11 protein-coding genes and 1 pseudogene are annotated in these 11,392 nt (G+C 68.0%); 4 read left to right on the top strand and 8 right to left on the bottom strand.

The features are described 5' to 3' along the window. The first annotated feature begins 136 nt into the window (after window positions 1-136). Entirely contained in the window at window positions 137-778 is a 642-nt protein-coding gene (locus tag ACFYQ5_RS16040) for a hypothetical protein (protein WP_389197910.1), read from the top strand. Window positions 779-1,091: 313 nt separating this feature from the next. Here ACFYQ5_RS16040 and ACFYQ5_RS16035 read toward each other — a convergent pair whose 3' ends face one another. The 5 genes and pseudogenes from ACFYQ5_RS16035 to ACFYQ5_RS16015 all read right to left on the bottom strand — a co-directional run bounded on the left by ACFYQ5_RS16035 (window position 1,092) and on the right by ACFYQ5_RS16015 (window position 4,299). Next, window positions 1,092-1,838: a class I SAM-dependent methyltransferase gene (locus tag ACFYQ5_RS16035; RefSeq protein ID WP_389197909.1), complete on the bottom strand. Its 747-nt coding sequence runs from the start codon at window positions 1,836-1,838 to the stop codon at window positions 1,092-1,094. Between the two features lie 50 nt (window positions 1,839-1,888). After that, window positions 1,889-2,182: a hypothetical protein gene (locus tag ACFYQ5_RS16030; RefSeq protein ID WP_389197908.1), complete on the bottom strand. Its 294-nt coding sequence runs from the start codon at window positions 2,180-2,182 to the stop codon at window positions 1,889-1,891. Window positions 2,183-2,345: 163 nt separating this feature from the next. Further along, on the bottom strand, window positions 2,346-2,525 hold the full coding sequence (locus tag ACFYQ5_RS16025; RefSeq protein WP_389197907.1) for a hypothetical protein: 180 nt from the start codon (window positions 2,523-2,525) through the stop codon (window positions 2,346-2,348). Continuing rightward, window positions 2,522-2,797 (bottom strand): annotated as a pseudogene (locus tag ACFYQ5_RS16020) (IS5/IS1182 family transposase); the annotation flags it as partial. The pseudogene ACFYQ5_RS16020 and the gene ACFYQ5_RS16025, both read right to left, overlap by 4 nt. Window positions 2,798-2,805: 8 nt before the next feature. Further along, window positions 2,806-4,299, bottom strand: coding sequence for a hypothetical protein (locus tag ACFYQ5_RS16015; protein ID WP_389197906.1), 1,494 nt, complete (start codon window positions 4,297-4,299; stop codon window positions 2,806-2,808). Window positions 4,300-4,776: 477 nt separating this feature from the next. Here ACFYQ5_RS16015 and ACFYQ5_RS16010 point away from each other — a divergent pair, with 477 nt between their 5' ends. Further along, window positions 4,777-5,496, top strand: a complete 720-nt coding sequence (locus ACFYQ5_RS16010) for a DinB family protein (RefSeq protein ID WP_389197905.1) — start codon at window positions 4,777-4,779, stop codon at window positions 5,494-5,496. Between the two features lie 216 nt (window positions 5,497-5,712). Here the strand turns inward: ACFYQ5_RS16010 and ACFYQ5_RS16005 are convergent, their stop codons facing one another. After that, window positions 5,713-7,035, bottom strand: coding sequence for a geranylgeranyl reductase family protein (locus ACFYQ5_RS16005; RefSeq protein ID WP_389197904.1), 1,323 nt, complete (start codon window positions 7,033-7,035; stop codon window positions 5,713-5,715). A 282-nt stretch (window positions 7,036-7,317) separates the two neighbouring features. Next, complete coding sequence (locus tag ACFYQ5_RS16000; RefSeq protein WP_031096051.1) at window positions 7,318-7,521, bottom strand: cold-shock protein; 204 nt, start codon at window positions 7,519-7,521, stop codon at window positions 7,318-7,320. 627 nt (window positions 7,522-8,148) lie between these two features. Here ACFYQ5_RS16000 and ACFYQ5_RS15995 point away from each other — a divergent pair. Beyond that, window positions 8,149-8,769 carry a hypothetical protein gene (locus ACFYQ5_RS15995; RefSeq protein ID WP_389197903.1) on the top strand — a complete coding sequence of 207 codons (621 nt, stop codon included), beginning with the start codon at window positions 8,149-8,151 and terminating at the stop codon, window positions 8,767-8,769. Window positions 8,770-9,027: 258 nt separating this feature from the next. Here the strand turns inward: ACFYQ5_RS15995 and ACFYQ5_RS15990 are convergent, their stop codons facing one another. Continuing rightward, complete coding sequence (locus ACFYQ5_RS15990; RefSeq protein WP_389197902.1) at window positions 9,028-10,101, bottom strand: glycerophosphodiester phosphodiesterase family protein; 1,074 nt, start codon at window positions 10,099-10,101, stop codon at window positions 9,028-9,030. A 282-nt stretch (window positions 10,102-10,383) separates the two neighbouring features. Here ACFYQ5_RS15990 and ACFYQ5_RS15985 point away from each other — a divergent pair, with 282 nt between their 5' ends. Beyond that, entirely contained in the window at window positions 10,384-11,274 is an 891-nt protein-coding gene (locus tag ACFYQ5_RS15985) for a TIGR03620 family F420-dependent LLM class oxidoreductase (protein ID WP_389197901.1), read from the top strand. The last annotated feature ends 118 nt before the right edge of the window (window positions 11,275-11,392 follow it).

Here is an 11,392-nt window from a genome sequence, read left to right as displayed (position 1 = left end):
GCTACCTCACGCCCCACGAGACCCGATTGCGCTACCAACAGGGCCAGACCCTCGCGGCGTAACAACATCGTGTTCAAGATCACGGGGAAACTTCACCCTGCGCCACACCATCGGAGCCGGCCGCGTCCTGCGTTCCATGGATCCCGAAGGCGTCGAGCAGGAGATGTGGGCGATGCTCACTCTCTATCAGGTGCTGCGGCGTGTGATGGTGGAAGCGGCAGAGTCCCGGCCGGGTACCGATCCGGACCGTTGTGGCTTCACCATCGCTCTCCAGGCAGCCCGCGACCTGCTGATCGGCGCCCAAGGAATCCTCGATCAGGGCGTCGGAGAGATCGGCCGCCGGGTGCCGTCGGCGCTGGCGCCCGCGCGGCCATCTCGTATCAGTACTCGTAAGGTGAAGTCCCCCATCTCCCGCTACGCGGAACGGAAGATGGACGGCCGCCCCGCCACCAGCCGGAACGTGACCTCAGCAATCATCATCCTTTTGCCGGCCCCGCCGCTGTTGCCCGCACTGCCGAAGCAGACCACCCGCTCGCATGTGGGCCCTCACAGGACCAGCAGTCGTATGGCTCGTGTCCTGGCCATCCTGCAGGCAGAACCCGAACGCCTATGGCGCCCACGGGAGATCGCCGAACTCCTCGGCGACGTCACGCTGGTCGCCACCTACCGACAACTCGCCCGCTGGACCGAGAAGGGAAAGATTAAGAGAGTCCTCCACGGCCGCTACGCGGCCGTCAAGCAGACGAAGAACGCCTTGCGTGACCTGCGAAAACGCTAACTACCCGGCCTTGGGGGAACCTCATTCTACAGAGAATGCGGTTTCTCGTCCGAGGCCAAGACGGCCTACCTTGCCCGCCCATCGTGACACGAACTGGACACCTGCAGGCATGAAGATCATGATCAGCAGCTGGAGTACTGAAGGTGACGCAGAACCAGTTCAGTGCTGGATTCGGCCATGATCCGCGCGTGCGAGCACTCCGCGACGTCCAGCCGTCCTCCTCCGTAGATCTCGTGGTGGCAGCGGCAGACCACCAGAGCTGAACGCCCTGGGCGGCCCGTCGCACGGCGTCGTTCCCTGCCGCCGCACTGCGTCAACAGGTAGCGACGGCCAAGCTGACCACGTAGCGCTCCTGGACCATCCCGTCCGGGAAGACCTCGGTCAGGACGTCGTGCTCCTTGGCGAAGAATGCGTTCGTCGCCTCCTTGCCGAGGACGAGGAAGTCGGAGTAGGTGGCAAGGTTGGCGAGATGCACATCGAGGGGAACACTCCGGGTCCACGGCACGTGCCGATAGGCGAAACCGAGCTCGGACGGCAGTTCACCGAACCGGGCCATAGCGTCGTGTGGGACGTCGCCGACACCGAAGAGGCGGCGCAATCGCGCGTCCTGGTCGTCGATCCATGGAACGGTGCTGTCCGAATCGTTCCACCACAGGGCGAGTGCACCACCGGTACGCAGGACCCGGACTGCTTCCGGGACCGATCTACTCTGGTCGGTCCAATGCCAGGCCTGGGCGTAGGTGAGGACGTCGATGGAGCCGGTAGCTAGCGGCAGGTCGTTGCCGTCCCCTATGACCAGGGGGACGTCGGGCAGCCTGAGGCGGAACTGGGAAGCCATCCCGCAGCCGGGCTCGACCGCGATGACGTTCGCGCCGCGAGCCCTGAGGAGCATCGTCGCCAGTCCGGTGCCGGCCCCTACGTCGGCGATGCGTGCTCCCTCCAAGGGAAAGCCGGTCAGTTCCTCGACCGCGTCGAGCAGTTCGGACGGGTATGAAGGACGGTTCGCAGCGTAACTGGCGGCAGCCACGTCGAACGAGCGAGCCTGCGAAGTAGTGTTCATGTAAGCATTGTTTCCCGGCAGCCGTATGCCGTACGACGTGGATGGCCGGATCACTGTGGCGACGGCGGCACAGCGCTGAAGGCTGCCACCCTCCACGTGTTCGGCACCTCGGCCTCCCGTGCAACCGCCCATATCCCCTGCTGAGCCGCACTCTTGACCTCAACCTTGATTGAGGTGCAAAAACTTGACGTATGAAGATCACAAACAGCAGCACCATTCTCTTCCGTAACACCATGCGCATCGCCAACGGCCGGCTCGACGACTTCCGGCATGCCATCGCGCGGGCGGTGGCATTCGCTCAGGAGCACGGCCCCCAGCTCATGGTGGAGGGTCTTCATCGACAAGGAGCGGATGCTGGCGTACAGCTTCCAGGCTCTACCGTGACTCCGATTCCATCCGCGCCCACTGGCAGCTTTCGGACCCGTACATCCTCGTCATCTCGCCCCGTCTCGCCGGCTTCAACCGCCTGGAGCAGCCTGACCGGGGTGAATAACCCACCATAGGGATTCATGCGCTGATGTCCTTCGGCAACGGTTGGGGACCGAGGGCAGCACAGACGTTGCGGGCGCTCAGCGGGGCCGATGGCCTCGTTTCGGACGGCGAGGATGCGGGGCAGTCCGGGTGCTCGGGCAGATCGGCCGAGACCAGCTGGATGCCGAGCGCGTCGAGCGGTCGCCGGATGTTCATGCGGCCACTGCCTGCGGGGCGCGCCAGGTGGGTATGGCGGCGCCGGTGAGCCTGCGCCGCCAGGACATTGGTCATCGCTCAGTAGCCGCGGAGACCGAGGAGGCCGGCCGGTGCTCGTAGTCGCGAACCGGACGCCGGTGCAGCATGAGGATCCCGAAGGTCTGCTCGGTCTTCCACCGCTTCGGCTGCGGCACGAATCCCTTGCCCTGTGGATTGCGGTGGACGATCTCGACATCGATGCCCAGGTGGGCGCCGTGTGTGGCCACCTGGTTCCCGGCGGTCAAAGCAGCCCGCTCAGGTCGAGCAGCTCATGCAGACGTTCAGCGGGCAGGCTGGGGTTGGCTGCGGCCCCTTCGGCGTGCTCCCGGATGTCGAGGAGCGATGAGAGCAGGTCGAGAGGAAGGAGTGGGTTGGCAGCCGTCGCTCGACGCACGCGCGGCTCGGGGTCGGCGAGCAGGTGGAGCGGCGGCTGGGCGAGGCCGGCATCGGCGGCGGCCAGGGCGCGGACGTCGGGGTCGGCGTGGTCGAGCAGGTGGTGCAGCCCGGTGCGGGGCAGGCGGGGAAGCGTGAGCAGATAGGGGCGTTGGCGCGGCATGGCGATGAAGGCGTCGAGGACGATCGCCGGCGGGGTGAGGGGGTGGTTCAAGGCGAGCAGGTGGCGCACGTCTGCGTCGGGATCGCCGGCCAGGCTGTGCACGAGCTCCTCGGGCAGCCGGGAGCAGCTCGCGGCGACACGGCGTAGCAAGGGATCGGTGGACACGGCGCACGTCTCGTACCAGCTGGTCGGCGGCTCGATGAGCATCTCGTCGACACCACCGATGTTCGCAGCCGGACGGTCGATGATCCGGTCGATGGCAGCACGCTGGGGCCAGGTGCGCGGCAGTGGTTGCAGCAGCGCTCGGGTCCGCACGGTGGCGTCCGGGTCCCGGGCCAGCTCTGCCAGCAGCGCCGGATCGAGGTCGGCTCTGGCGGCCACTCGTTCACGCACCTCGGGATCGGGATCGCGCGCGAGGCGGGTGACGGCGTCGCGGGGTGTGTGGGGGTTACGGGCGAGTGCCCCCAGGTCACGCCGGTCCGCGAGGCACTGTGCGGCCACGGTGCGGGAGATGGCGTAGTTGACGAGCAGGAGGGACCGGTGGTGACAGTCGTCTTCCGGTAAGTCCTTCTCCATGGCCGCCGGGTCCAGTATCCGACTGGCTCTGAGCGCGACGTCGCGTACGGCGGGCTCCGGATCACTCAGGAGCGCGTCGCGCTGGGCAGGAGTCAGCCACAGCCACAATCCGGTTGCCTGCGACCGCAGTTCGGCGTCCGGATGATCCGGCATCCCGCGGCGGAAGGACGGTGAGATCTGCCCGGAGAGCACCAGTTCCTGTCTGATCTCGTCCGCTATGAGCAGGTGGCCCCGGCTGTCGTCGTCCCGCACGGTCAGCAGGTGCTCCAGGGTTTCGTCAGGCAACGCCTCGACTCTGCCCAGACGCGGGCGTGGGCGCGGGCCTGCGGCAAGGGCAGCACGGACGCGAGAGTCCGCGTCGTTGACCAGTCGGCCGCGCTGCTCGGCAGCCACATGCCGGTTACCGGCGAAGCAGCGGCGGATCGCACGCTCCGGGTGCGTGACCACTACCTCGATGACGTCTGCGGGAAGTTCGCGCTCCTCGCACAGGATCGTCCAGGTGTCACGGGCCCGCTCGGTCAGCAGCCTGAGCAAAACCTCGGACGGTGCGGCGGGATTGGCTGCGACTCCACGCAGCCACAGTTCTGCAAGAGCGGAGGACATCAGGACATCGTGGCAGTGATCAAGGCGCCCCGTCGACGGACGTCGTCGACCGTCGGCATCCTGACCCACGGTCGCACGTCGCCTGACCGGATGTGGTGCGGCGGGGTTGCCGGCGATGTCGGAACCGTGGCCTTCCGGCTCGAGACATTTTGCGTTGCCGAACTGACAGCAGGTCAATAGGCATGCTGTTCAGTAAGGTGACAAGGTCGTCCTCGGTCTCGCAACGGTGTCGCTGATGGCGGAGCTGGGCATCGGCAGGATGCCGATCGCGTCGAACGTGTCTTCCCCGCCGGGCCGCGTCCGGTGCGGCACGCGATCGCCAGGCCGATGATCCCCGAGCCGACCGCCCCAGCTGACCTGGCGAAACACGGCGGTGTTCGAGCAGTTGTCGGGGAAATCGGTGGCGTTCCGTGAGACGAGCCGCTAACTTCCGCTTGAGCGCGGTGCATAGCGAGGCGCGACCGATGGGAGCCAGGCATGGAGATCGAGGGCACGCGGACCGACCGCCTGGGCTTGCTGCTCGACCAGTTCGACCAGGCCAGGGAGATGGCCCAGGTGCGGCTGACGGGACTCGGCGACGACGAGTACCTGTGGGAGCCGGTGGCCGGTTGCTGGTCGGTACGGCGCAGGGGCGAAGCAGTGACGCCCAGGGCGTACGGGCCGGGCGGGTGGGTGCTCGACAAGGGAGCGCCGCAAATCCCCGCCAACGAGTACGCCGAGGTCGCCCGCCAGGCCGCAGGCGGTATGCCGGTCGCGAAGATCGCCGATGACTGGAGCGTGAGTGTCGAGCGGGTCGAGCAGGTCCTGGCGCACACCGGTGAGCCGGAACCCGACAGGACGCCGGTGACCACCATCGCGTGGCGGCTGGGTCACCTGCACTCCTGTCTTGCGGGCCAATGGGAGTGGACGTTCGGTGCGCGGCGGCAGGATCCGGAGCTGCTGGTCGACTTCACCCCGTCCGCCGCCCTGGCCCTCCAGCGGTTCTGGGCGCTGATCGACCGCTGGCGCGAGAGCGTCGCCACCGTCACCGACGAGCAGCTCGACACGGTCGGCTTCTCGCAGTACCCGTACGGCTCCGACCCCGACGACCCGTTCATCGTCGTGCTGGCGGGGGCCAACCTCGAGTTCATCCATCACATGGCCGAGATCGCATTGCTCCGCGACCTGCGGAGGGCCGGTTTCACCGCCTCCGAGTAGGCCCGGGCCCGCTGCGAGGGCCTGGCGATTCCGGTCCGGACAACGCGTGTCCCACCGGCCTACCGGAAGCTCAGTCGATGAGGGTGGGCCGGATCGGTCGGGCAGGTGTGCAGGCGCATCAACGCGGCTGATCCCCCGGTCATGAGGTGACACCTGATCCGGCACCGCTGAGCGGAGACCGGATCAGACCGCCGTAAGGGCCTTGCGCCTCAGGGGTTACCGACGGGGCGCGTCAAGGCCTCGCGCACGCCGTCTCGGTGCGGGAACCATCCGTACGACACCTCGGACGACACTGTCGATCAGGTCGTCCGAGGGCGCGTCGGTTCCGTGCGTCAGCAGTCGGGCGAGGGTTCGCACCAGGGTGGGCGAGGCCATGACCCGGCGGTTGAGGAGCGGGCGGTAACCGTAGCGGGCGAACACCAGCTCGGCGGCGGTGTTGCCGAGCCGGTAGTAACGCCCCCAGCGGCGGTTCACTTCGCTCGCGTACTGATGCAGAGCCCGCTCACGCCCGGGGCCGCTCGGACGGTGCAGAGCGAGAGCGACGGTCTCCGCGGCGACCTCACCCGCCTCCATGGCCTGGACGATGCCTTCACCGCTCCAGGGACTGACCATGCCACCGCTGTCGCCGACCAGAAGCAGACCGCGACGGTACTGCGGTGTGCGGTTGAAGCCCATGGGCAACGCGGCGCTGCGGAGCGGCGAGTCGGCGTTCTCCTCCCGCAGTTCCCACTGCGGAGGCATCCGGGTCAGCCACCGCTCCATGGTGGCCCGCAGATCGACCGTGCCGTGACCGCGGTGCGGCAGTGCGCCCAGACCGACATTCACGCGGCCGTCACCGAGCGGGAAGATCCATCCGTATCCCGGCAGGTCACGGCCGGTACGGGAACAGATCAGATCGGCCCAGAGCTCCAGATAGGGGTCATGTGTGCGGGCCTCGCTGCGGTAGTAGCGGCGGGCGGCGGTCGCCATCGGCTTGCCCGGGTCCCGTTCCAGCCCCATGGCCAGGGCGGTTCGGGCGGAGGCACCGTCGGCGGCGATGACCACAGGGGCGTGATAGTCCTTCGGCCGCTTGTCGGCTCCCGCGACGGTGCTCACGCCGATGATGCGTCCGGCGCGGTCGGTCAGGGGGCCCGTTGCCTTCGTCTCCAGGCACAACCGCGCTCCGGCGGCCACGGCCTGCTGCGCCAGGATGTCGTCGAAGTCGTGCCGGGACCGTGTGAGGCCGAAGTCGGGCTGGCTGCCCGAGCTGGGCCAGTCGATGTGTACCTGCCGGCCTCCGCACACCCATCTCATGCCCTTGGTGCGCATCCAGCCGGGAGCATCGATGTCGACGCCCATACGTACCAACTGCTGCACGCCTCGGGGGGTGAGGCCGTCCCCGCACACCTTGTCCCTGGGGAAGGTGCCCTTCTCGAGCAGCAGTACGTCTACACCGGCCCGCGCCAGGTGTAACGCCGCAGCCGAACCTGCCGGTCCCGCTCCCACCACGATCACCTGCGCCTGGTGGTCGCCGGTACCCACATCCTCGTCTGGTTCCACTTGCTGACTCCTCGATGGGCGGGGCGGGTCCGGAAATCCGGCATGACGCCGCATTGCCGTTCGGTCAGCGGACCCGGCTCCGGGCCTACGCACCGAGCACATACCCGGCCTGAGCTCTGAGCACCCTCTCGGGCAGGTGGTGAAGAGGTACTGGACTGTGATCGGCCTCGGCGTACGCCGCCGGCCTGACTGCTCCCTGTACGCGATATGCACCGGCTCATGCCGGTCACCAGGCCCTCGAGCAGTGTTCCCCGAGGGCCTGGGCGATCTCGACCTACAGGATCAGGCGGCCGTGATGTTCTCCGCCTGGGGGCCCTTCTGGCCCTGGGTCACGTCGAAGGTGACGGCCTGGCCTTCCTGGAGCTCCCGGAAGCCGGTGGCGTTGATGGCGGAGTAATGCGCGAAGACATCCGGCCCGCCGCCGTCCTGCTGGATGAAGCCGAAACCCTTTTCGGCGTTGAACCACTTGACGGTTCCGCTGGCCATGCTCGTGCCTTCCCGTTGATATCCGGATCCGCACCGCGCGGCCCCGGAGGCGCCATGGTCCGTACCGGCACAGCAAAACGCCCGCACCGAAGCGCGGGCTGGTACGGCGAACCACGACATCTGGCAGTGACGCTACATGGCGAAACCGCGCCCCACCAGAGAGCAACGACGCGATGTGTACGTCCGGTGGTCTCGACTCACTCCTACGGCACGCGTTGAGCGTGAACTGCGGATGCCGGGCGCCGGATTGCCCAGGGCGGAAAGCTGTCGCGCGGTGTGCCGGTCGAGCCGGCGGGACAGGTCCGGCAACCCGGGCGCCTCTCCTGCACCACATGTGGTGTGACCGGTGGCTCAACTCATTCCGGCCGAGTACCGAACGGGCGAACGGCTCGCTCTCCCGTCTCCCTGGTCGCGGTCACGTATGCACTACTTCGCGCCAACACCGCAGAATCGCAGCACTGTTGCTCCCTGCGCGCCCGGAAAAGGCTCACTCCGGCTCCCCCGCAATCGCGAACGAAAGTCCGACCCTGCCTGTGGCGAATCGGTATCCACTGGGGCGTTACCTTCATGAGTGTCGGTAACATCAGCCGCCATACATGTTTGAGACACAACGAAAGACGAGGACTGATGTCCGAAAACACTCTCACATCCACCATCAGCGCGGACTATGCACAGCGGATCACAGATGATCTCGCGGCAAACCGGAGCGAGCAGGACCGGGCCCGTGCCGAGCTGACCCGACTGCAGGACGAGCTCATCCGCTTGGAGGAGGGTGAGCAGATCCTGGTCAAGATGCAGGAGGTACTGGGCGGCAACGACCGTAAGGTAAAGCCCGCCACGGGCAAGGGTAAGGGCCGCAAGGCCGCGGCGTCCGTACCCGCCGCACGCCGCGCCAAGGAGAAGACGGCGTCGCGCAAGGAGAACAACGAGCCGAGGGCCCGGGTCCGCGCCAAGCAGCGGACCGCCGCCAACGGGGCCTCAGCATCCAAGGGAGCCGGCGAGCCGACGTGGCGTGAGCTGGTCACCGGGTATCTCGCGGACCAGCGGGAACCGAAGTCCGCCGCCGAGGTGGCCGCCGCTCTGGCCGAGGCCCACCCCCAGCGCACGACCCAGGTCACCGTGGTGCGCAACACTCTTGAGCAAGGGGTCGCGCACGGACTGCTGGAGCGCTCCAAGCAGGGACGCTCCGTCTACTACAGCCCTGTGTCATCCGCGAAGGGCGACGGCGCCGAGGCACCGGCCGAGTAACGGAAGCTCAGCACTTCAGGCCCACCTGGCTCAGCCCGGCCCACATCCGTTCGTAGCGGCCGGACCAGCAGGGCTGCCGGACTCGCGGCCGCGCGGGCGTCACCGCTGCCCTCGTCGGCTGCGGCGTTCTTCCGGGTCGCGCGGCCCGTCTCCGGTGGCCAGGACCGTACGACGCCCGGTCGAGCGGACCGGTTTCCCGCCTCGCCCTCAGTCTCTCCCCTACGCGGGTCCGGCAGCACGGCGACGGCTCGCAGGTCGTCAGTGGCGTGGCGCCGGATACGCCGTGGGCAGCCGCATTCCATGGGCGGCCATGATGTCCCGCACTCGGTCGGGGTAATCGGTGATGATCCCGTCGACGCCCATGTCCATGAGCGCCTCGATGGTGGCCGGGTCGTCGCAGGTCCAGGGAATGACCTTCAGCCCGCGCCGGTGGGCATCGTGGATCATCTTCCTGCCGGGGTAGAACCGGAAGGCCGGATCCGCGACCGTGCCGTTCTGCGGGAACCCGTAGTTCGGGGACAGCGCGGTCACACCGGGGACGGAGGCCGCAGCCCTCACGAAGTCTCCGTCGTGGTCATCGACGTCGATCCCACCGAGCCAGGGGGAGGCTCCGGGCTTCCCCACCTGGAGGAAGTCGTAGTTCGTCAGCGCCACCAGAGGGTAGGCAGGTGCGAGCTTGTGCATCTCCTGCAACGCACCCCAGTCGAAGGACTGGACGGACACCTGCTTCTGAATGCCGGAACGGCGGATCTCCTCGAAGACGCGACGTACGAAAAGCTCGCGCGGCGCGGTCTGCTCGGGTGCTCCGGCCTCCACCTTCGTCTCGATGTTCAGCTTGACCCGCTCGGCCTTGTAGCTCTTCACCAGGCCGAGTACGTCCCTCAGTTCAACCATGCGGAAGCCCTTGATCCGCTCCTGCTGGGGGAACCCGGGCAGCTGCTGATATCCGCAGTTCATCGTCTTGATCTGCGCGAGCGTCAGGTCCTTGACGTACTTGCCGACGTACGGGTACATCGGGTCCCCCGGCGTCAGCGGACCGGTGTCCTCGCACTTCTGCGCGCTGATCTGCCGGTCGTGCGTCACGACCACTTTCCGGTCCTCGGTGACCTGGGTATCCAGCTCCAGGGTGCTGACACCCAGGCGTATCGCCTTGCCGAAGCCCTCGAGGGAGCCCTCCGTGGTCAGCCCGAGGCCCCCGCGGTGGGCCTGCAGGTCGAACGCCACTTCGCGAACCGGCTCGTGCTCATGAGGGGCCACGGCCGCCTGCGCGGTCGCCGGAACGGCGAATACGGGGAGAAGGGCCAGGCCGGCGACTGCGTGCTTCAGGGACATGTGTGCCTCGTCTGTTGCGTCGAACTGGACGCCGCGAAGCCAACCCCGGGGATCCGGCTCACACGAAGAACCACCGTAAGGACATCGTGAACGTCCGCGAAACGGAGCTCAGCGGGGCGCACTGTGGCAGGACCTGGGCGCTGTCGTCCTCTGCGGGCCGCGCCTGCGACAGCCTCTCCGGCATCGCGCGCCCGGTTCCCCGGACCACGACGCGCTCCGGCTCCATTCGGATGAACCCCGTCCGGCCGGGAATAGCGGGTACGGATCGCTGTTGATCTCACCATGACCTCTGAGAAGCGCGAGACATTCGGACGGGTCGGCATCTGGAGCAGCGCCCTGCACGGGTCGCGAACGGACGACGCCGGCAGAGAAGCGATCGCGGAAGCGGCCGCCGAGCTCGAGGAGCTGAACTACGGCACGCTCTGGATCGGGGCCAATCCCTCGGTCGAGGACGCCGCAGCGGTCGTCGCCGCCACCCGCACGGTCACGGTGGCCACCGGCATCCTGAGCATCTGGGACCACACCGCCCAGGAGGTGGCGGCGCGGATCGCCACGATCGACGCGAACGAGCGCGGGCGGTTCGTGCTCGGTCTGGGCGTCAGCCACGGTCCGGTGGTGCCGCAGTACACAAAGCCGTACAGCGCGATGGTCGCCTATCTCGACGCCCTCGACGCCGCCACCGCACCGGTGGGCTCCGGAAGCCGTGTCCTCGCCGCGCTCGGCCCGAAGATGCTGAAACTCGCCACCGGCCGGGCACTGGGCGCACACCCCTACCTCGTCACCACGGAACACACCGCGGAGGCACGTACGGCGCTCGGTCCCGACGCGCTGCTCGCCCCGGAGCTGTCGGTGGTCCTCGACACAGACCTCGACCGGGCCCGCACCACCGCCCGGAACATGCTGTCGATGTACCTGCAACTTCCCAACTACACGGCCAACCTGCTGCGGCTGGGGTTCACGGAGAGCGACTTCGACGGCGGCGGCAGCGTCCGGCTCCTCGACGCTCTCTTCGCCCTGGGTGACGCGGAGCGCGTGAAGGCCCGGACCGGGGAGTACTTCGACGCCGGCGCCGACCACGTGGCGCTGCAGGTCCTCACCGCCGACGAGGGTGGTGGCGGTCTGCCGCGGGCCGAATGGCGTGAGCTGGCCGAGGTGTTCGCCGACGACCTGTAGGCCGCTGGTATGCCGGGGCGGTACCCACTGCGCGGCCGCCACTCCCTCGGCCCGCAGCGGGCACCGGCCCGCACCTTCAGGAGCAGCGTCGTCGATCGGAGGACGAGCCGCTCCCCCT

Source organism: Streptomyces sp. NPDC005794 (assembly GCF_042871445.1).
GTDB lineage: Bacteria > Actinomycetota > Actinomycetes > Streptomycetales > Streptomycetaceae > Streptomyces.
This window is presented reverse-complemented; position numbering and strand designations above follow the sequence as displayed.